The organism is Paenibacillus sp. GQ49 (assembly GCF_059759055.1).
This window is the reverse complement of record NZ_JCAXEL010000031.1, coordinates 42,166-63,306: the sequence shown is the minus strand read 5'-3', so window position 1 is coordinate 63,306 and position 21,141 is coordinate 42,166. Positions and strand designations below refer to the sequence as shown.

Here is a 21,141-nt window from a genome sequence, read left to right as displayed (position 1 = left end):
GAAGAACCACTGCCGATGTTATTCGGTGGTGGTTTTTATTTGTTTATTTTAGGGGATGCGGAAGCATCTCTTATTTGACTTTGTAAGAATCCTCTGACACACTCTAAGGAGTACATATATCAGATATCAGGCCATGATTTGGATTGATATAACTCTAGCGAATGGGGTGTAAGACAACATGCAAATTCAGAAATTGACGGTAGATGATTTTGAACCGGCGATGGCACTCTCCGAATATGCTTTTCAAGTAGTAATGAGTGAAGAACAGAAAGAAAAGCGGCGGAGTCAATTTTCGTCACAGGATATATGGGGTGTATATGAGGACGGGCAGCTAGGAGCCAAACTTCACATCATTCCTTTTCAAACCTATATTCATGGCAGATCGTTCGAGATGGGCGGTATTGCGGGTGTAGCCACCTGGCCAGAGTATAGACGCAAAGGCTGGGTAGCGGGTCTGCTGAAGCATGCGTTGGAAGAAATGAATCGTAACAAACAGAGCATATCATTCTTGCATCCATTCTCTTTTGGTTTCTATCGGAAGTATGGATGGGAGACTTATGTTGAATTTAAACGTTATAAAGTACCTACAGCTCATTTGCCTTCGAAAAAAGCGACACCTGGAACAATTCGGCGTGGGGATCCAGGCCTCAGCATATTAAATGAAGTATACAGTGCTTATGCTGAGCGTTATAACGGAACTCTGGTCCGGGATGATGCAAGGTGGGAGAATTCAGTTCTTGTTAATGGGACCAGCCAGAAGGCTGTATATTACGATGAAGCTGATGCAGCACAAGGTTATCTTTTATATGAGGTTAAGGAAAATAAATTTACCATTAAAGAGATCATCTATCTGAATGAAGAGGCTAGGCAAGGGCTGTGGACCTTCATTGCCAACCATGATTCCATGATCCAGGAAGTAACGTTGCAGGCACCTGCCAGTGATACGCTTGCCTTCCAATTGGATAACCCGCGGATTCAGCAGGAGATTGTACCTTATTTTATGGCGCGTATCGTTAGTGTAGAGCAGTTTATATCCCAGTATCCATTTGCAAGCCAGGACTCACCGGTGCAGATTGTACTTCAGGTAGAAGATGCCCACGCTCCATGGAATGAAGGGGCATGGCAATTAAACGTGGCAATGAACGGAACGGCGTCCATATGGAAAACATCGGAGCCAATTACTGATGATCAGATCATTAAGGTGGATATTCAATCCCTTACCGCGGTCCTGATGGGATATCGCAGACCAACGGAAATGGCGCGAATCGGAAGAATTCACGGACCGAACACAGCAATCAAGGCTTTGGAACAAGCGATTCCTGAACGGGAAACCTATCTGCTCGATTTCTTCTGATGACTATTCCCACTGCTCCATTTAACTTGATTAGCTTATATAGAAATACGGCGTGATTGAAAGACAAATGGACTTCTCCAGCAATTTTGGAGAGGTTTTTTTGTGTCCGGGGAATATTTCGTGTAAAATCGTAAAAAATGAATAGTGACCCCACTTGGCAAAACCACAAAATATGCTATAATGGTTATAAAGTCAAAGAAAGTCAAAGTCAACTAAAGGTTTAATACTTAAGTAGCTTTCCTTTCTACAATCTGATGCATGATCGCCGATATACGGGATTCATTTCATTGGAGGATCAAGGGAATATTAAAGGACCTTCGTGCTTCCTTCGCTCTCCTGTTGACACCTGTGGAAGCAAGATTCGCTGTTTCCCTGATTGGTTAAATGGGTAGAGAAGGTGTACTCTGTGGGGGCGTGTGGGTCCTTATTGACTTAACGTTTCAGACAGTGGAGGATGATTGGATGCGTAATATCTCTGATATTATCGAACGATATCTGAAGAGTATTTTGCATGAAAGTCCCGAAGGAATGGTTGAAATTCAGCGTAATGATCTGGCAGATCAATTCTCATGTGTACCTTCCCAGATCAATTATGTCATCAGCACACGTTTTACACTCGAGAAGGGATACCTGGTAGAGAGTAAACGCGGCGGTGGTGGTTATGTTCGCATACAGCGCATTGAATTACCGGCCCAATCAGCTCTGCATAATCATTTGCACCATAGTATTGGTGAAGAGATCGGGCAGACAGCTGCCGAAGGTCTGATCTATCAATTGGAAGAAGCGCGCTTCTTGAGCAAGCGGGAAGCCGGGTTGATGCGAGCTGCTGTATCTAGAGAGGTTATATTGGTCAAACTTCCTTACCGGGATCAAATTCGTGCCAGAATGTTGAAGGCGATGTTAATATCTTTGCTCGGTAAATGAAAACTATCGGGGTCAAAGGAGGTACATCAATATGCTGTGCCAAGAATGCAATAAACGTCCGGCGACACTTCATTTTACGAAGATCGTAAATGGAGAGAAGACGGAATTCCATATTTGTGAGTCATGTGCCCGTGAAAAAGGGGAAATGATCCCTGGAACAGCAGGTGGGTTTTCCATTCACAACTTGTTGTCCGGATTGCTTGATTTTGATCCAGCCGGCAAAAGTGGATCGGCAGGAACACCACCTGCAAAAGCTCTTCAATGTGAAGAGTGTGGTATGACGTACGCACAATTTAGTAAGATAGGCCGATTCGGCTGCAGTTCATGTTATAAATATTTTGACAGTCGTCTGGATCCTTTGTTCAAGCGGGTTCATGGTAATACGTCCCATGTAGGCAAAGTGCCTGCACGAGCTGGTGGTCGCATCAAGGTGAAACGGCAAATTGCTGATCTGAAGCGTGAGCTACAAGAGAGCATCGCACAAGAGGAATTTGAAGAGGCGGCTCAGATCCGTGACCAGATCAGAGGACTTGAAAAAGGAATAGCTCAGGAGTAAAGTTTGTCATGAGTAGGAGGGATGCGTAATGCCTAATCTGCGCTTTACAGAGAAGGCGCTCAGCGACTGGATGCGCAGTGATGCGGCTGATTCCGAAATTGTCATTAGCAGCCGTGTCCGGATTGCACGCAACCTTCAGCATGTTCCGTTTCCGATGCTGGCTTCCAATGAGCAATCGGAAGAGGTGCTGAATAAGCTGAGCGAAGTGCTTCAATACGATGACGTTCATGCCTTTGGGGATTTTCATACGTTGGATCTGATCGATATTGACGAACTCGACAAACGGGTGCTGGTGGAGAAACATCTCATCAGTCCAAGTCTTGCGAATGAATCCAGGAATGGTGCGGTTATTCTCAGTGAGGATGAGTCAGTCAGTATTATGATTAACGAAGAGGATCATCTTCGTATCCAGTGCCTCTATCCGGGGTTCCAGGTGAAAGAAGCCTGGGAGAAAGCTTCCGCAATAGATGATGCTTTTGAAGCGCATGTGGATTATGCTTTTGATGATCGCAGAGGATACTTAACCAGCTGTCCTACTAATGTAGGTACAGGTGTCAGAGCATCGGTTATGATGCACTTGCCTGCCCTGGTGATGACGCAGCAAATTGGCCGTATTCTAACCGCAGTTTCCCAAGTGGGATTGACGGTAAGAGGAATATACGGTGAAGGTAGCGAGGCGATGGGTAACCTGTTCCAGATCTCGAACCAGATTACACTGGGACAGACCGAACAGGAAGTCATCGAGAACCTGCATGGTGTTGTGTTACAGATGATAGGTCATGAGCGTACAGCCAGAGAACGGTTAATTACCGACTCCAGACTTCGAATTACGGATCGGGTCATGCGTTCTTACGGCATATTGTCTCATGCAGCTATTGTTGATTCCAAGGAAGCTGCACAGCGCTTATCGGATGTACGCCTTGGCGTGGATCTCGGCTTGTTGGATGGACTGTCCATCACGGTAATGAATGAGTTGAATGTGATGACACAGCCGGGATTTTTGCAGAAAACATTCGGGGAAGATATGCGCACAGATGAGCGTGACATCTACCGAGCTCAGTTGATTCGTGATACGATCAATGCAGCGAAGCAGTCCTAGTTTAGCCTGATATAGTATTGAATTATGGTTTCATGCCGCATTGCGGCTTTTATATAATAAGGCATGTACAAATGCCGAATGACTTTATTCGCAGCACGGCTGCAAACAAAAATGATATGAAGAATACGACGGTTATTTCTTTACATGACCTCGTTTTATCCAAAACCATGGAGGTGCAGGAGATATGATGTTTGGAAGATTTACGGAACGGGCCCAAAAGGTGCTCGCACTCGCGCAGGAAGAAGCTGTCCGTCTCGGTCATAATAACATCGGTACTGAGCATATTTTGCTCGGCCTCATTCGTGAAGGCGAAGGCATCGCAGCCAAAGCACTGATCGGCCTGGGACTCGGATTGGAAAAAATTCAGGATGAAGTAGAAACGCTGATTGGCCGTGGCCAAGAGCAACCTACCAACATTGCATATACGCCACGTGCGAAAAAAGTAATTGAACTGTCTATGGATGAAGCTCGTAAATTGGGCCATACCTATGTAGGCACAGAGCATATCCTGCTCGGATTGATTCGTGAAGGCGAGGGTGTTGCAGCACGTGTGCTCAATAACCTGGGGATCAGCCTGAACAAAGCACGTCAACAAGTGCTGCAATTGCTTGGCAGCAGTGAAGCTGTATCCAGCCATAATGGCACACCTGCCAATGTAAGCACACCAACGCTGGACAGTCTGGCACGTGACCTCACGGCTTATGCGAGAGAGAACAACCTGGATCCAGTCATTGGACGTAGTAAAGAAATTGAACGTGTCATCCAGGTGCTCAGCCGTCGTACGAAGAACAACCCGGTATTGATCGGTGAGCCAGGTGTAGGTAAAACAGCGATTGCTGAAGGCCTTGCACAAAAAATCATTGCAAATGAGATTCCGGAAACATTGCGCGACAAACGTGTAATGACCCTGGATATGGGTTCTGTAGTCGCTGGAACCAAATATCGTGGTGAGTTTGAAGATCGTCTGAAAAAAATCATGGATGAGATTCGCCAAGCAGGTAACATTGTCCTGTTTATTGACGAATTGCACACCTTGATTGGCGCAGGCGGAGCCGAAGGTGCCATCGATGCTTCTAACATTTTGAAACCGGCTCTGGCTCGTGGAGAATTGCAATGTATCGGTGCGACAACACTGGATGAATATCGTAAATACATCGAGAAGGATGCAGCGCTTGAGCGTCGTTTCCAACCGATTACTGTAGATCAGCCTTCTCCGGAAGAAGCGATTCAAATCTTGCACGGTTTGCGTGACCGTTATGAGGCGCATCACCGCGTGAAAATTACGGACGAAGCAATTGTGCAGGCGGTTAAACTGTCTGACCGCTACATTACAGACCGTTTCCTGCCGGATAAAGCGATTGACCTGATTGATGAAGCGGGTTCCAAAGTAAGATTGAACTCTTACACGATCCCACCAAACCTGAAACAACTGGAAAGCCGTCTGGAAGATATCCGTAAGGAAAAAGACGCTGCAGTTCAAAGTCAGGAGTTCGAAAAAGCAGCAGCTCTGCGTGATACGGAACAAAAAATCCGTGAAGAGCTGGATGTAACGAAGAACCAGTGGAAAGAGAAACAAGGTCGCACCGATTCCGAGGTTACTCCTGAGGATATCGCACAAGTGGTAGCCAGCTGGACAGGAATCCCTGTGAACCAACTGAAAGAAGAAGAGACACAGCGTCTGATGAATCTGGAGTCTATTCTACATGAACGTGTCATCGGTCAGGATGAGGCAGTGAAGTCTGTCAGCCGTGCGGTTCGTCGTGCTCGTGCGGGACTTAAAGATCCAAAACGTCCGATGGGTTCATTCATTTTCCTCGGCCCTACAGGTGTAGGTAAAACAGAACTTGCTCGTGCTCTGGCTGAAGCGATGTTCGGCGATGAAAATGCAGTAATCCGGATTGATATGTCCGAGTATGGTGAGAAGCACTCGACTTCCCGACTTGTCGGAGCGCCTCCAGGATATGTTGGGTACGAAGAAGGTGGCCAGCTGACAGAGAAAGTTCGTCGCAAACCATATTCGGTAGTCCTGCTTGATGAAATCGAGAAAGCACATCCAGAAGTATTCAATATCTTGTTACAAGTGCTTGAGGATGGTCGACTGACGGATTCCAAAGGTCGCGTCGTTGACTTCCGCAATACGCTGATTATCTTGACATCCAACGTGGGTGCCGAAGCGATCAAACGTAACTCTACACTGGGCTTCACTGCAGTTGTAGATGCAGGAGCAGATTATGACAACATGAAGGGGAAAGTGATGGATGAGCTGAAGAAAAGCTTCCGTCCAGAGTTCCTTAACCGGATTGATGAAATTATCGTGTTCCACTCACTCGAAGAAAAACACATCGCTGAAATTGTTACGCTTATGAGTGAAGAACTTCGTAAACGACTGCTCGAACATGAGGTCGATTTCGAACTCACTGATAATGCCAAGTCTTTCCTTGCGAAGTCAGGCTTTGATCCAGCTTACGGTGCGCGTCCGCTACGTCGGGCGATCCAGAAGCATATCGAGGACAAATTGTCCGAAGAGTTGCTCACAGGTAACGTTACCAAAGGGGATTCATTGCTCATCGACGAAGAGAACGGTGCACTGTCTGTTACGAAAAAAGACGTGGTCGTTCCGTCCAATGAGGAAATCGAAACCAAATAATATACAGCAAGCTTTGGAGTTAAACTTCAGCTTGTATTAATCCTTATTCCTTAATCAAATCCTTCTCGGCTTCGGCCGGGGAGGATTTTTTGCACTTTGGACAGAAGACGGACATGATTATGTCAGGAACATGTGTAAAGTTTGCGATAATCCTTTACGAAAAATCTCAAACAATGGTAAACTTTTAGTAACCCTGCACGTCAGGGAGTTTGGGTGAAATTCGTCGAATAATGCAAAATGCTGTTATAAAACTAAATTATAGGAGTGCTGAAGTGGCCAAAGTTAAAACCAAGTTTCAATGTACGGAATGCGGCTATGAAGCCCCCAAGTGGTACGGTAAGTGTCCGGGTTGTCAGTCATGGAATTCAATGGTGGAAGAAACAGAGACGGTGGTCAAAACACAAGGGAGAAATTCTCCTCTGTTTGACAGTAAAGATAAACCGCTTCCTATCATAGATATAGATAGCGGTCAGGAACCGCGTGTACAGACTGGAATCGGAGAGTTGAACCGGGTATTGGGTGGCGGAATCGTTCCGGGTTCACTCGTTCTGGTGGGCGGAGATCCGGGTATTGGTAAATCAACGTTGATGTTGCAGACGTCTCATGCTTTGACGCATTCGGGTTTGCGTGTGTTATATGTTTCCGGTGAGGAATCAGTCAAGCAAACCAAATTGCGGGCAGACCGTCTCGGGGCACTCTCTGCCGAGTTGTATGTACTGTGTGAAACCAATATGGAACGTGTAGAGGAAGCGGTGGATCAGATCCAGCCGCATTTTCTTGTCATCGACTCCATTCAGACGGTATATCTTCCCGAAGTTACCAGTGCGCCGGGTAGTGTAGCACAGGTAAGGGAATGTACGTCAAGGTTCATGCGGATTGCCAAAGGCAGAGGCATTGCAACGGTTCTTGTGGGGCATGTTACCAAAGAAGGTGCCATTGCCGGTCCACGTATGTTAGAACATATGGTGGATTGCGTGCTTTATTTTGAAGGAGAACGGCATCATACGTATCGCCTGCTGCGTGCGGTGAAGAACCGTTTTGGTTCCACCAATGAGATTGGCATTTTTGAAATGGGTGAGGATGGACTTCGTGAGGTGGGCAATCCGTCCGAACTCTTTTTATCGGAACGTCCACTTGGTGTAGCAGGTTCAACGGTAGTTGCCAGTATGGAGGGGACACGTCCTCTGCTCGTGGAATTGCAGGCGTTGATCTCGACTACCCATTTTCCTTCTCCCCGCCGTATGGCAACAGGGGTAGATCTGCATCGATTAAATCTGATCATTGCAGTGCTGGAGAAACGGATGGGTATGTTCTTACAGACCCAGGATGCATATCTGAATGTAGCTGGAGGAGTAAGGCTGGATGAGCCCGCTGTAGACTTGGCGGTTGCCGTCAGCATTGCATCCAGTTTGAGAGATGTGCCGACCAAGCCAGATGACGTCATCTTTGGCGAGATTGGTCTGACAGGTGAAGTTCGAGCCGTATCACGGGCCGAACAACGAGTGAAGGAAGCCGCAAAGCTGGGCTTCAAACGAGTCATTTTACCAGAAAAAAGCTTAAAGGGCTGGAAACATCCTCGCGGGATACAACTGATCGGTGTGAATACCGTGGCAGATGCACTAGCGGTTGCTTTAGATTAGGGGGCATAACAAGATGAAAGATATGAGCCAACTGGATAATATGAATGAGTTGTTAAGGCTGATCGCACCAGGTACACCTTTCCGCGAAGGTCTGGAAAATGTGCTGCGCGCCAAGACGGGCGCACTGCTTGTTGTAGGATACAGCCCTGAAGTAATGGAAGTGGTGGATGGGGGATTCTCGATTAACTGTGATTTCTCCCCGAACTATCTGTACGAACTCGCCAAGATGGATGGAGCCATTATTCTTAGCGAGGATTTGAAGCGTATTCTTTACGCCAATACCCAGTTAATCCCCGACTCGTCGATCTCATCATCAGAGACGGGGATTCGTCACCGGACGGCAGAGCGTGTAGCGAAGCAAACGGGTAAATTGGTCGTATCCATATCACAGCGCCGGAATATCATTACCTTGTATCAGGGAACACTTCGTTATTCCCTCAAGGAAATCGGGGTTATTTTGACCAAAGCGAATCAAGCGATTCAAACCCTGGAGAAATACAAAGCGGTATTAACACAGTCCCTTACGAATCTGAGTGCTTCGGAATTTGAGGAATTAGTAACGATTCCTGAAGTGGTTAATGTGATTCAACGTACCGAAATGGTGATGCGGATCAAAACGGAAATCAAACGGTACATTCATGAACTCGGGAATGAGGGACGACTCATTTCCATGCAAATGGAAGAACTTGTGGGTACAACGGAAGAAGAAGCTTGGTTGCTGTATAAAGACTATGCCCGTGACGACAGTGATGACAAAATCCGTGAGATTATCGTGGGACTGAAAAGGTTGTCGGACGATGAGTTGCTGGATGCACATCATATTGTCCGTCTTCTCGGCTATCCTTCATCAGCGGCTACTTCGGAGGATTCGGTTGCCCCTCGTGGATTCCGGGTATTAAATAAGATCCCCCGCCTGCCCAATGTCATTATCCATAATCTGGTGGATCAATTCGAACAATTGCCTCATGTTATTATGGCTACAATTGAAGAACTGGACGAAGTGGACGGTATTGGTGAAGTTCGTGCCCGGACCATCAAGGAAGGCCTCAAACGTTTGCAGGAGCAAATGTTTATCGACAGACAGATGTAAGGGTTTGCCTATATAAAGGCTTGAAATGGATGAGGTGAAACAACGATGCTAACCAGATTCATTCCGAATCTCTTTACCCTGGGTAATCTGTTTCTTGGAATGATGGCAATTTTGCTTGCGATTGATGGAAATTACAGTTTGGCTGCCATTATGGTCATTGTAGCGATGCTGCTGGATGGTCTGGATGGCCGAGTGGCACGTGCACTCAATGCTCAAAGTGAATTCGGCAAGGAACTTGATTCCTTGTCTGACATGGTTTCCTTTGGTGCAGCACCAGCCTTGATCATATTTATGGTGTCATTTCAAGATTCGATGCCGATCCTCGCCTGGATCGCAACAGCGGCTTTTCCGATCTGTGGAGCCATTCGTCTTGCACGGTTTAACGTTCGTCCGGGTATTCCCGGATACTTCACAGGTCTGCCGATACCGGCAGCCGGCGGGGTACTGGCCACACTGTCCTTGTTCAATAAGGATATTGGCCCGGTTAGCATGATGATTGCTACGTTGCTGTTATCGTATCTGATGGTGAGTTCGCTTAAATATCCCAATTTCAAAAAGGTCGGGTTGCCACGCAAGGCAATCTGGATTGCACCATGGGTTGTGTTATTTGCCATAGCCGTAGCCGTTATTTTCCCAGAGCAGTTATCCAAATTGATCTTTATTCCGCTGGTATTATACGCCCTGTATGGAATGAAGCATAATGTGCGAACGGCGGCCTCACGTAGTCGGGCGAAAAAGCGCAAGGATGAGAAATCTTCCCGTCCTTCTGATCGTTAAGTCGCCTTGGGGACAGACACTATACAAAGAAAGCACGTACTCTCCTGAACTGGAGAATGCGTGCTTTTTGTTTATTCAGATCTATTTACGGTAAAAGAAACCCTTACGGACGACATACATATCTTCTTACGACAGATTAAACATCCCTAACGTTGAACACTTCTGTGATTCGTGATTTACGACCTCTTCCATGTTAATGTCCAGCAGATTGCAGAGAGCCGACATGTAGAACAGGTTCCGCCCTAGCTCAGAGCTGATGACCTCTCTGCAGTTCTCACACAACTCACCTTCCACATGCGTTTCCAGCAGGCCCTTGGTTTGAGCGATATCGCTCTCCGGGGCATATTTCTGCTTGGTGGCGTGCAGCTCGATGCAGCCGCATTCGGTAATGGCTTTGGACACGGCACGGTTAACAGACGCTCCGGCTTGTCCCGTTTTGGACAGTACATCAATCAGGCTGCGATGACGCAACAACAGTTCAGAAACTTGATCCTGGAAAGCCTGTAAACTTAGCGTACTCATTTTTGCCACTCACCTCGGGATATGAATTGAATTCATTATATGCCAATAATTTACCTACTTTCAACTGACGATTGCAACATTTCCAAAAAGTTCTTCTGGATGGGATTAGCAATTCAGGAATTGGATCATACTGGATATAAAGATCAAGATACATTGAAGGAGGTGCAGGGACTAATGTGGAAAAAAGGCATTTTAACTTTTACAGGATTGTGCGGTGCATGGTTCGGCTACACGGCATATCATCTGGCAGGAAAATCGGTCCCATGGATGGCGGAGTGGATTCAGTCAGCAGGATTACTGGGAGCTGGTATATCGACGCTGCTGGGAGCTGTAATGTTTATGGCTGTATGTAATATTGGTGGAACATTGATGGCAGACAGGCTGCATAGTGGAATTGATTCATTGGCAAAAGTACCTATGAACGAATTGGCTGCAGGTGCCGCAGGTACCGTTGCAGGATTGCTCGTGGCCTTGTTACTTTACCCTGTTGTGGGATGGATGGGGACGGCAGGAGAAGTGCTGCAAGTGGCGCTGACGGTGATTAGTGCTTATTCCGGTTATACCCTTGCCATGGCGAAGAAAGACGATCTGGGGGCCTTCTGGATGTCTGGACGATGGGGTCATCCCGAGGTGGACGAGGACAGACGGATGGAAGAACATAAAATTCTGGATACCAGTGTTATTATCGATGGGCGTATCGCTGATATATGCAAAACCGGATTTATTGAAGGCACAATCGTAATTCCGGAATTTGTTCTGGAGGAGTTACAGCATATTGCTGATTCATCGGATCTGCTCAAGCGGAACAGAGGACGGCGTGGACTGGACATTTTGAACAAAATCCAGAAGGAACTTGATGTAAAAGTCCTGATCTACGAGGGGGATTTCGAGGAAATCTCCGAGGTGGACAGCAAACTGGTTAAACTGGCTAAAGTGCTTCAGGGCAAAGTAGTCACTAATGACTTTAACCTGAACAAAGTGTGCGAACTCCAGGGTGTATCTGTGTTGAACATTAATGATCTCGCCAATGCGGTTAAGCCGGTTGTTCTGCCAGGTGAGGAGATCATGGTGCAGATCATCAAGGATGGCAAGGAGCATGGTCAAGGTGTAGCTTATCTGGATGATGGCACAATGATCGTTGTGGAAGGCGGCCGCGATTATATCGGCATGATGATGGAAGTGCTGGTGACCAGTGTGCTGCAGACTTCAGCGGGACGAATGATTTTTGCCAAGCCTAAACTGTTGGAAAAAGCCCAATAAAGCGGTATGATGGGTAGTGTATCGTTGAATGATATTGTATATCTTCGGACGATAAACTGACAGACAAGGCAGGGATTGCGGCATGGATAAAGGGTGGGGCGTTGTCATTGTGGCAGCAGGTCGCGGAACCCGGATGGGGACGACCGAGAGCAAACAGTTTCTGTTGCTGCAGGACAAGCCCGTTTTCATACATACGCTTGAGGTATTTGCTGTGCTGGACGAGATCCGCGAGATGGTGCTGGTCACAGGAACCGCAGATGTTGAACGCTGCCAGGATTGGGTAAAAGAATACCAACTGGATTCACGTGTCCGTGTTATCCCCGGAGGGAAAGAGAGACAACATTCTGTCCATAAAGGCCTTGGGGCACTTGGGACGGATTGGGTTCTCGTTCACGACGGGGTACGTCCTTTTGTGAACCATGAGCAGATCAAGGGATGCATGGCGGCTGCCATGTCCGGTGGTGGAGCAGCTGTACTGGCGGTTCCCGTGAAGGATACGATCAAACAAGTGAATGCGGAAGGAGTCGTTACGGCGACGCCAGACCGCAGCAGTCTGTGGAGCATTCAAACCCCGCAGGCTTTTCGTCTTTCTTCCCTGCTCTCCGCCTACGAATCAGCAGAGCAGGACGGATTTCTGGGGACAGATGATGCCATGCTGGCTGAACGTCAGGGAATGTCGGTCAAGGTTGTGGAAGGCAATTATACCAATATCAAATTAACAACGCCGGAAGATTTGCAATATGCTGCGTTTTTGCTGGGGGGAGAGAAGAAGAGATGATACGTGTAGGACAGGGATTTGATGTACATCAGCTGGTAGAGGGACGCCCGTGTATTATTGGCGGAGTAACGATTCCTTATGAAAAAGGACTGCTGGGTCACTCGGACGCAGACGTGCTGTTGCACGCGATTAGTGATGCCATTTTGGGTGCGCTGGCACTTGGGGATATTGGCAAGCATTTCCCTGATACCGATCCGGAATTCAAAGATGCCGACAGTCTGAAGTTGCTGGAGCATGTATGGCAGCTTGTGAAGGATCGCGGGTATAAGCTTGGGAATATCGATTCAACGATTATTGCCCAGAAACCAAAGATGGCTCCTTATATTCCACAGATGGCTGAGGTTATTGCCAAAGCACTGGAAGCGGATGTAACACAGGTGAACGTGAAAGCAACAACGACAGAGCAACTGGGATTCCCGGGACGGGGAGAGGGCATTGCCGCTCAATCCGTTGTTTGCCTTGTACGTGTGTGATATCATCAATCAATTAGTGACGGAGGGGATCATATGAGCACGGAAATTCGTGTGCGTTACGCGCCGAGCCCAACGGGACATCTGCATATCGGGAATGCTCGTACGGCGTTGTTTAACTATTTATATGCCAAACATAATAACGGTAAATTCATTATTCGTATTGAAGATACAGACGTGAAACGGAATATTGCCGGTGGTGAAGAAAGCCAACTGAAATACCTGAAATGGCTCGGAATTGAGTGGGACGAAAGTATTGACGTGGGCGGAGAATACGGACCATACCGTCAAACGGAACGTCTGGACCTCTATCGTAAATATACGCAGGAATTGCTGGATAAAGGTCTGGCTTACCGTTGCTTCTGCACGGAGGAAGAATTGGAGCAAGAGCGCGAGGAACAGTCAGCACGTGGAGAAACACCGCGTTATTCTGGCAAACACCGTGACCTGACTCCAGAGCAAATTAGTGCGTTTGAAGCGGAAGGCCGCGTAGCGAGTATTCGTTTCCGTGTGCCGGAAGAGCGCACATATACGTTTGATGATATGGTTAAAGGCACAATCTCGTTCAACAGCAAGGAATCCGGTGACTTCGTCATTGTGAAAAAAGACGGCATTCCCACGTACAACTATGCTGTTGCTGTGGATGATCACTTGATGAAGATCTCCCACGTCCTGCGTGGGGAAGATCACATCTCGAACACGCCGCGTCAACTGATGATCTATGAAGCGCTCGGCTGGGAGCCGCCGCAATTTGGTCATATGACGCTGATCGTGAATGAAAATCACAAGAAGCTGAGTAAACGGGATGAATCCGTTATTCAGTTTATTGAGCAATATGATCAGCTCGGCTATTTGCCTGAAGCGATGTTTAACTTCATTTCCTTACTCGGCTGGTCGCCGGAAGGGGAGGAAGAAATCTTCTCGCAAGAGCAGCTGATCTCCATTTTTGATACGAAACGTCTGTCCAAGAGCCCGGCGGTATTTGATACCCACAAGCTGGCTCACTTGAACAACCACTATATCAAACATGCTGACCCGGAACGTATTGCCGAGATGGCCATTCCGCATCTGCAAAAGGCTGGACGTATTTCTTCCGAGCTGTCTGCTGAACAAAAAGAATGGGCTTATACGCTGGTACACCTGTACCAGGAGCAGATGAATTCTGCCTCCGATATTGTCGGATTGTCGGAAGTATTCTTCCGTTCCAATCTGGAGCTTGAAAGTGAAGGAGAAGCAGTGCTTGCTGAGGAGCAGGTGCCAACCGTACTGAAGGCATTTGCGGATAAAGTACAGGCGAGCGAAGAGTTTACTCCAAGCAAAATGGCTGCATTGATCAAGGAAGTACAGAAAGAAACCGGCTTTAAGGGCAAACAGCTCTTTATGCCAATTCGTGTAGCCTTGACTGGACAGACGCATGGACGGGATCTGAACCAAACGATCGTGCTTCTGGGTCGTGATACGGTGATCAAACGTTTGCTTGCACAAGTAAAATAATCTTAGTCGAAGGCATTCCGTTTATTTGGAATCTGAACACAGTCCTATGAAGTATGGATTACGTAGGAGGCTGTTGTCAGTCTGAGGCCTTTTCGCTATAATAACAACACAACGAATAATTGATATGATTTATCTAATAGAACAGCAAAGATCGGGAGGAGTAGACTGACCCGGACAGATTCAGAGAGGATGGTCCCGCAGCAAAGAGAGATTTCTTTGGATGCGGTGGCTGTGAACCATCCACTGTCCATCAGTCGAAATGCGCCCGTGAGCTGCACAGCCGAATCCAGCCCCGCCTTTGTCGATCATGACAAGGGAAAACGTTAGGATAGGTTGTGACGATTGGTTTCCGTTACCAAACCGCTTGAGGGCTTATTCTATTTAAGAATGAACCGAGCAGAGTGGGACCGCGATAAACGCCTCTGCAGCTAAATGCTGCAGGGGCGTTTTTTTGTTTAGGCGAGTGTGCAGTACACTACCAAGGAACGCGCCGTCCGGTAAGCCGGAGGACGGGAACCTGAACAAGAGGGGAACGAGCATGTTCAAGAAGATCAGATCAGATATCCAGGCGGTGTTTGAAAACGATCCGGCGGCCCGAGGTTGGTTAGAGGTGGTATTCACCTACTCAGGGCTGCATGCGATATGGGCACACCGGATGGCTCATTTTTTATACAAGAGAAGATGGTTCTCGGTTGCCAGGTTCATTTCGCAGGTTAGCCGGTTTATGACAGGAATCGAGATACATCCTGGAGCTACGATCGGAAATCGGTTGTTTATTGACCATGGAATGGGCGTCGTTATTGGAGAAACATGTGAGATCGGCGATGATGTCGTTATCTATCAGGGGGTTACCCTGGGCGGAACAGGGAAAGAAAAAGGGAAGAGACATCCGACCATTGGTAATAATGTGGTTATCTCATCCGGAGCCAAGGTGCTGGGTTCATTTAGCGTGGGGGATCAATGCAACATTGGTGCGAACTCCGTTGTGCTTAAGGAGGTCCCTTCCAATAGTACCGTAGTAGGTATACCGGGCAGAATTGTTAAACAGGATGGCCGACGGGTAGATCGCCTCAGTCAGCAATTGCCCGATCCGGTCGTTGACTCCTTGCGCGGTATGCAAAAAGAACTCGAACGATTGCAGAAAGAAGTACGTACACTGCAGAATGCCCGTGAAAATGAGACTGTGCGTGATACGTGATACAATAAATAAAGGCAGTATAGGATGAAAGGATAAGTGACCATGACGCTTCAGATTTATAATACGATGAGTCGTACCAAAGAGGAATTTGTTCCCCAAGAGCCAGGGAAAGTAAAAATGTATGTATGCGGACCAACGGTGTATGACTACATTCATATCGGGAATGCACGCCCGGTTATCTTTTTCGACACAGTTCGCGGATACCTGGAACAGACAGGACATGATGTGAACTATGTGGTGAACTTTACGGATGTGGACGATAAGCTGATTCGCAAAGCAGAACAACTTGGAACAGACGTTCCTCATGTAGCTGAGAAATTTATTGCTGCCTATTATGAAGACCTTGAGGGATTGGGTATTCCCAAGGCAAGCAGCAATCCGAGAGTAACGGAAAACATGCCGCTGATCATTGATTTTATCCGTGAGCTGGTTGAAAAAGGATTTGCGTACGAAAATGGCGGTGACGTCTATTATCGCACAGGCAAATTCAGCGAATATGGCAAACTTTCGAAACAAAACCTGCAGGAGCTGCAATTTGGAATCCGTGTGGGTGTGGACGAGCGCAAAGAGCATCCCGAAGATTTTGTGCTCTGGAAGGCTGCCAAACCAGGTGAGATCTATTGGTCCAGTCCTTGGGGCGATGGTCGACCAGGATGGCATATTGAGTGCTCCGCCATGGCCAGGGAGTACCTTGGGGATACACTGGACATTCACGGGGGTGGGCAGGATTTGCAGTTCCCGCACCATGAGTGCGAATGCGCCCAATCCGAGGTATTAACAGGTAAACCACTTGCGAACTACTGGATGCATAATGGATTCATCCGGATTGATAACGAGAAGATGTCGAAATCACTCGGTAATGGTGTTCTGGTTAAAGACTTGCGGAATCAATATAAACGCGAAGCGATTCGTTATTTCATGTTGTCTACCCACTATCGTAACCCATTGAACTTCACAGATGATACGATGGAGCAGGCACAGAACAGTGTGGACCGGATTGCGAATGCGGTAGGTAACCTGAACCATCGTCTGAATGCAGTAACTGTTGATCAGGATATCACAGCAGAGTTTGCGGCAAGACTCGACCAAATTCGTCAGCAGTATCACGAGAAGATGCAGGATGATTTCAATACGCCTGATGCGATTACTGCTATGTTTGAGTGGGCAGGGGAAGCCAACCAACTGTTGCAGCAAGAGGTAGTTAATGCGGCAGACATTCGTGCACTCCTCGAGTTGTTCAGTGAATTGAATGCTGTGCTGCGCATTTATACTGACGCAGAGCCAGAACTTCTGGACGAGGAAGTAGAACGTCTGATTGAAGAGCGTGTAGAAGTGCGGAAGTCCAAAAACTGGGCAAGAGCGGATGAAATTCGCGATGAATTGTCTGCACGTGGCATTCTGCTTGAAGATACGGCGCAGGGCATGAGATGGCGGCGCAAATGAGCGAAGGACATCCAAATACACCAAAACAACAGGAGCAGGCCACAGAGGGAGGATGGTTCCCGTATCCTCCTTCCAGACCTGCGAGGTTGATTCCACCTATTGCACTGGCCTATATTGGTGATGCGGTATATGAGGTAGCTGTTCGTCAATATCTGTTGTCGAAAGCCAACATGCGTCCTAATCATTTGCACCGTAGTGCAACCGGGTTGGTATCAGCGAAGGCACAGAGCCGCATACTTACAACGATTGAGGATGAACTGACAGAGGAAGAACGTGATATCGTCCGGCAAGGGCGGAATGCCAAGTCGGGTAGTGTACCCAAAAATGCAGATGTGTTGGAGTACAGACATGCCACGGCTTTTGAATGTCTCATTGGTTACCTCTATAGCAGTGGTCATCATGATCGCATGATTGAACTGATCGGGCTTGGCATTGAGCACGCGGAACAACAATCGCCATCTCCGACAAAAAAATAGAAATTTCAACAAAACAACGCATTACAGAGAGGATCGAACAACGATGGAAGAAGAATGGATCGCCGGTAAACACTCCGTGACGGAGGCGCTGCGTTCAGGCCGGACCATTAATAAAATATGGATTGCCGATACAGCACAGAAACATCTGACTCAACCTATTATCTCGGAAGCTAAAAAACTAGGTATTGTCATTCAACACGTGGACAAGCGTAAGCTGGATCAAACGGTACCAGGCATTCAGCATCAGGGGGTAGTTGCTCAAGCAGCACCTTACGCTTATGTGGAGGTAGAAGACATTCTTGCCGCAGCAAAAGCGAAGAATGAGCATCCTTTCCTGATTCTGCTGGATGAGATTGAAGATCCGCATAACCTGGGGTCCATTTTGCGGACAGCGGACTGCACGGGTGCGCATGGCGTCATTGTACCCAAACGTCGCTCGGCTGCGGTAACCGTGACCGTATCCAAAACATCAGCAGGCGCGGTGGAGTACGTGCCAGTGGCTCGTGTAAGTAATCTTGGACAGACCATTGATCGCCTCAAAGAGGAAGGTGTATGGGTTGTAGGGACAGATGTCACGGCTCATGAAGGTGTCTTTGGTAATGGGGTCTTTACTGGCCCTGTGGCTTTGGTAATCGGAAATGAGAACAAGGGAATGGGACGACTTATTCGTGAGAAATGCGACGTGCTGATCAAATTACCAATGCAAGGTCAGATTAATTCCCTGAATGCTTCCGTGGCAGCCGGGGTTGTCATGTATGAAGTGCTCCGTTCGCGTCAAGCGCAGGAATAGAAGGTATGGCTGATTCCCGTGATGTGCTTCTTGTAGACGGGTACAACATGATTGGCGACTGGCCGGAATTAACCAAACTGGCGGAAAGTGGGCTGGAAGAGGCGCGAAACAGGCTTCTCTTTCGTCTTGCAGATTACCAGGCTTTCTCCGGCCGTCGAGTCATTGTTGTGTTTGACGCCTACCTCGTGCCTGGACTCGGTAAATCCTTTACTCAGAGCAAAGTGCAGATCTATTTTACAAAGGAAAAAGAGACGGCAGACGAATGCATTGAGAGACTCGTTCGGGAACTAAGCATGCGAAGACGCCAAATCTATGTGGCTACGAGCGATATGGTAGAGCAACATGTCATATTTGGACAGGGAGCGCTACGTGTATCTGCGAGGGAGTTGCTAATTGAAGTTGAGCAGAACGAAAAAGAATTAAAAAAACGACTGGAAGAAGATCAGGCGAAGACCACGCGTAACACACTCGGGGGCAAGTTGAGTCCGGATGTATTAAAAGAGTTCGAGCGATGGCGCCGGGAATAACAGCACGTTTTTACAAAATTTAGAATATTGAAACTCTTGACATTTATGTTATTGATGTTCTTTTTTAGGCAGAGCGTGGTTGACGGTGTGAGGTACCATCATATATACTGATCCTATATTTCATAGAGTAGAGTAACGGGGTACCTTGCGTTGCAGCCGGAGGGATTGTCTGTGAGTGTCGACCTCAAAGATATCATGTTATCTAAGTATGATTACCAAAGTGACGAAGACATTGTCGAAGCTTTCCGTGAAGGCGAAAGCGAAGCGTTAGAGTTTTTGATTAACAAATATCGTAACTTTGTACGCGCCAAGGCAAGATCTTATTTTCTGATTGGGGCAGACCGGGAAGATATTATTCAAGAAGGAATGATTGGCCTCTACAAATCCATTCGAGATTTCAAAGGGGACAAGCTGGCTTCGTTCAAGGCTTTTGCCGAACTGTGTATTACAAGACAGATCATCACGGCGATTAAGACAGCAACACGTCAGAAACATATTCCGCTTAATTCTTATGTATCTCTGGACAAGCCTATTTATGACGAAGAGTCTGATCGTACGTTACTCGATGTGATTTGTGGAACCCAGGTCAGTGATCCGGAAGAACTTATCATTAATCAGGAAGAGTTTGTGGGCCTGGAAGATAAAATGTCCGAGATTCTGAGTGATCTGGAACGTAAAGTATTGATGTTGTATCTGGACGGGAGATCTTATCAAGAGATTGCAGTAGATTTGGACAGACATGTGAAGTCCATTGATAATGCACTTCAGCGCGTCAAGCGCAAACTTGAAAAGTACCTGGAAGTTCGAGATAATTAAACACATGTTGTCGTTGACGGAAAAGGCTCGGTGTTTGAGTCTTTTTTTAGTGTCTCAAGTTTATAAAATCTAAGAATGTTTATACTAGTAATCGCTCGGTCCATGCAGGAGAAGAGAAAAAACAGAGATGAGAAACGAATGTACGTTGTACGGAAGTAATACCCAATGAATGAAAGGCTATTCTTTCATTGACATGGTTATACCCTTGTGATAAAGTGTTTTAGGTAGGCCTAAATTTATGGCTTTTTTTCAGGATCAATTTAGAGACTCTGCTTGAATGTGGAAGTCTTCGGGAGGTGTACATCATGCGGGTAATTATTACTTTGGCTTGTACTAACTGCAAACAAAGAAATTACACTACGACAAAAAACAAGCGTAATCACCCCGACCGCATGGAGATGAAGAAATTTTGCAAGTTTTGTAACGAGCAGACTTCTCATCGCGAAACCAGATAGTTTTTGGAGGTGTCGGCGTGAAACGAAGTTTCAAATCTCTGATTTCCTTTTTCTCAGAAAGCTGGGCTGAACTTAAAAAAGTTCGCTGGCCTAATCGTAAAGAGCTGACCAACTACACATTGATCGTACTTGGTACTGTTGTGGTTATGACGCTGTTTTTTTGGGTCATTGACATTGGCATCTCCTTTGTGATCGAAGCGATTATTTAAGAAGGGTTCCGGTGGCTTGATATGGAAAAAAGATGGTACGTCGTTCATACCTATTCAGGGTATGAGAATAAGGTCAAAGCCAATTTGGAAAAACGCGTAGAGTCTATGGGCATGGAAGACAAGATATTCCGCGTTCTTGTTCCTATGGAAGAAGAAGTGGTAAACAAGGATGGTAAGAAAAAAACCGTTATGCGTAAAGTTTACCCCGGTTATGTCTTGGTGGAAATGGTACAGACGGATGATTCTTGGTATGTTGTTCGCAACACACCAGGTGTTACAGGATTTGTCGGTTCGACAGGTTCTGGGTCCAAACCAACTGCATTGTTGCCTGAAGAAGTGGAACAAATTCTGAAGCACATGGGAATGGTTGAACCTAAGCCGAAAATTGAGTTCGATATTAAGGAATCCGTACGTATTAAAGTCGGTCCTTTTGCGAATTTCGTAGGCTCCGTGGAAGAAATTTTGGTAGACAAAAGCAAGTTGAAAGTGCACGTGAACATGTTTGGACGGGAAACGCCGCTTGAGTTGGAATACACGCAAGTGGAGAAGATATAGTTTCTTCAAGTTTCTTGTGGGAGGGTTGAAAAACCCGTTAACCACTATTTTGCAAGGAGGT

The 21,141-nt window shown here is 47.0% G+C and carries 22 protein-coding genes; 21 read left to right on the top strand and 1 reads right to left on the bottom strand.

Translation table 11 applies throughout. The features are described 5' to 3' along the window. Nucleotides 1-178: 178 nt before the first annotated feature. The 8 genes from AC6CIF_RS30680 to pssA all read left to right on the top strand — a co-directional run bounded on the left by AC6CIF_RS30680 (nt 179) and on the right by pssA (nt 10,087). The gene (locus AC6CIF_RS30680) at nt 179-1,354 is read left to right on the top strand and encodes a GNAT family N-acetyltransferase (RefSeq protein ID WP_498202615.1); all 1,176 of its coding nucleotides are present in this window, start codon (nt 179-181) and stop codon (nt 1,352-1,354) included. A gap of 462 nt (nt 1,355-1,816) precedes the next feature. After that, nucleotides 1,817-2,278: a CtsR family transcriptional regulator gene (locus AC6CIF_RS30675; protein WP_036607135.1), complete on the top strand. Its 462-nt coding sequence runs from the start codon at nt 1,817-1,819 to the stop codon at nt 2,276-2,278. A 31-nt stretch (nt 2,279-2,309) separates the two neighbouring features. Continuing rightward, the gene (gene mcsA / locus AC6CIF_RS30670; RefSeq protein ID WP_036607138.1) at nt 2,310-2,834 is read left to right on the top strand and encodes a protein-arginine kinase activator protein McsA; all 525 of its coding nucleotides are present in this window, start codon (nt 2,310-2,312) and stop codon (nt 2,832-2,834) included. Nucleotides 2,835-2,862: 28 nt separating this feature from the next. Beyond that, nucleotides 2,863-3,933 carry a protein-arginine kinase McsB gene (gene mcsB / locus AC6CIF_RS30665; RefSeq protein WP_036607140.1) on the top strand — a complete coding sequence of 357 codons (1,071 nt, stop codon included), beginning with the start codon at nt 2,863-2,865 and terminating at the stop codon, nt 3,931-3,933. Nucleotides 3,934-4,117: 184 nt separating this feature from the next. Beyond that, a complete protein-coding gene (locus tag AC6CIF_RS30660) occupies nt 4,118-6,580 on the top strand; it encodes an ATP-dependent Clp protease ATP-binding subunit (protein ID WP_036607223.1) in 2,463 nt (820 codons plus the stop codon). Between the two features lie 272 nt (nt 6,581-6,852). Further along, nucleotides 6,853-8,220 (top strand): DNA repair protein RadA, encoded by a 1,368-nt coding sequence (gene radA, locus AC6CIF_RS30655; protein ID WP_036671578.1) that lies wholly within the window; start codon nt 6,853-6,855, stop codon nt 8,218-8,220. A 13-nt stretch (nt 8,221-8,233) separates the two neighbouring features. Beyond that, nucleotides 8,234-9,310 carry a DNA integrity scanning diadenylate cyclase DisA gene (gene disA / locus AC6CIF_RS30650; RefSeq protein ID WP_047841130.1) on the top strand — a complete coding sequence of 359 codons (1,077 nt, stop codon included), beginning with the start codon at nt 8,234-8,236 and terminating at the stop codon, nt 9,308-9,310. 45 nt (nt 9,311-9,355) lie between these two features. Continuing rightward, nucleotides 9,356-10,087, top strand: a complete 732-nt coding sequence (gene pssA, locus AC6CIF_RS30645) for a CDP-diacylglycerol--serine O-phosphatidyltransferase (RefSeq protein WP_017692048.1) — start codon at nt 9,356-9,358, stop codon at nt 10,085-10,087. A gap of 126 nt (nt 10,088-10,213) precedes the next feature. On the opposite strand, the gene AC6CIF_RS30640 is transcribed toward pssA, so the two are convergent. Next, complete coding sequence (locus tag AC6CIF_RS30640; protein ID WP_017692049.1) at nt 10,214-10,609, bottom strand: nucleoside triphosphate pyrophosphohydrolase family protein; 396 nt, start codon at nt 10,607-10,609, stop codon at nt 10,214-10,216. 174 nt (nt 10,610-10,783) lie between these two features. Here AC6CIF_RS30640 and AC6CIF_RS30635 point away from each other — a divergent pair, with 174 nt between their 5' ends. The 13 genes from AC6CIF_RS30635 to nusG all read left to right on the top strand — a co-directional run bounded on the left by AC6CIF_RS30635 (nt 10,784) and on the right by nusG (nt 21,080). Further along, nucleotides 10,784-11,869, top strand: a complete 1,086-nt coding sequence (locus AC6CIF_RS30635) for a PIN/TRAM domain-containing protein (RefSeq protein WP_498202614.1) — start codon at nt 10,784-10,786, stop codon at nt 11,867-11,869. A gap of 82 nt (nt 11,870-11,951) precedes the next feature. Beyond that, nucleotides 11,952-12,647, top strand: a complete 696-nt coding sequence (gene ispD / locus AC6CIF_RS30630; protein ID WP_498202613.1) for a 2-C-methyl-D-erythritol 4-phosphate cytidylyltransferase — start codon at nt 11,952-11,954, stop codon at nt 12,645-12,647. Next, nucleotides 12,644-13,120, top strand: a complete 477-nt coding sequence (gene ispF / locus AC6CIF_RS30625) for a 2-C-methyl-D-erythritol 2,4-cyclodiphosphate synthase (protein ID WP_017692052.1) — start codon at nt 12,644-12,646, stop codon at nt 13,118-13,120. The genes ispD and ispF overlap by 4 nt, the downstream gene beginning before the upstream one ends. A gap of 33 nt (nt 13,121-13,153) precedes the next feature. Continuing rightward, nucleotides 13,154-14,611 (top strand): glutamate--tRNA ligase, encoded by a 1,458-nt coding sequence (gltX, locus tag AC6CIF_RS30620; RefSeq protein ID WP_498202612.1) that lies wholly within the window; start codon nt 13,154-13,156, stop codon nt 14,609-14,611. Between the two features lie 538 nt (nt 14,612-15,149). After that, nucleotides 15,150-15,809, top strand: coding sequence for a serine O-acetyltransferase (gene cysE / locus AC6CIF_RS30615; protein WP_498202611.1), 660 nt, complete (start codon nt 15,150-15,152; stop codon nt 15,807-15,809). A 42-nt stretch (nt 15,810-15,851) separates the two neighbouring features. Beyond that, nucleotides 15,852-17,252: a cysteine--tRNA ligase gene (gene cysS, locus AC6CIF_RS30610; protein WP_498202610.1), complete on the top strand. Its 1,401-nt coding sequence runs from the start codon at nt 15,852-15,854 to the stop codon at nt 17,250-17,252. After that, the gene (locus AC6CIF_RS30605) at nt 17,249-17,728 is read left to right on the top strand and encodes a Mini-ribonuclease 3 (RefSeq protein WP_498202609.1); all 480 of its coding nucleotides are present in this window, start codon (nt 17,249-17,251) and stop codon (nt 17,726-17,728) included. Before cysS ends, AC6CIF_RS30605 begins: the two co-directional genes overlap by 4 nt. 43 nt (nt 17,729-17,771) lie before the next feature. Next, on the top strand, nt 17,772-18,518 hold the full coding sequence (gene rlmB / locus AC6CIF_RS30600; RefSeq protein ID WP_017692057.1) for a 23S rRNA (guanosine(2251)-2'-O)-methyltransferase RlmB: 747 nt from the start codon (nt 17,772-17,774) through the stop codon (nt 18,516-18,518). Nucleotides 18,519-18,523: 5 nt separating this feature from the next. Beyond that, the gene (locus AC6CIF_RS30595; RefSeq protein WP_036607162.1) at nt 18,524-19,045 is read left to right on the top strand and encodes an NYN domain-containing protein; all 522 of its coding nucleotides are present in this window, start codon (nt 18,524-18,526) and stop codon (nt 19,043-19,045) included. Between the two features lie 171 nt (nt 19,046-19,216). Further along, entirely contained in the window at nt 19,217-19,861 is a 645-nt protein-coding gene (sigH, locus tag AC6CIF_RS30590) for an RNA polymerase sporulation sigma factor SigH (RefSeq protein ID WP_017692059.1), read from the top strand. A gap of 305 nt (nt 19,862-20,166) precedes the next feature. Further along, complete coding sequence (gene rpmG / locus AC6CIF_RS30585) at nt 20,167-20,316, top strand: 50S ribosomal protein L33 (RefSeq protein ID WP_072735843.1); 150 nt, start codon at nt 20,167-20,169, stop codon at nt 20,314-20,316. Nucleotides 20,317-20,333: 17 nt separating this feature from the next. Further along, nucleotides 20,334-20,525, top strand: a complete 192-nt coding sequence (secE, locus tag AC6CIF_RS30580; protein WP_017692060.1) for a preprotein translocase subunit SecE — start codon at nt 20,334-20,336, stop codon at nt 20,523-20,525. 21 nt (nt 20,526-20,546) lie between these two features. Continuing rightward, nucleotides 20,547-21,080, top strand: coding sequence for a transcription termination/antitermination protein NusG (gene nusG / locus AC6CIF_RS30575; protein ID WP_024633599.1), 534 nt, complete (start codon nt 20,547-20,549; stop codon nt 21,078-21,080). Nucleotides 21,081-21,141 lie beyond the last annotated feature (61 nt).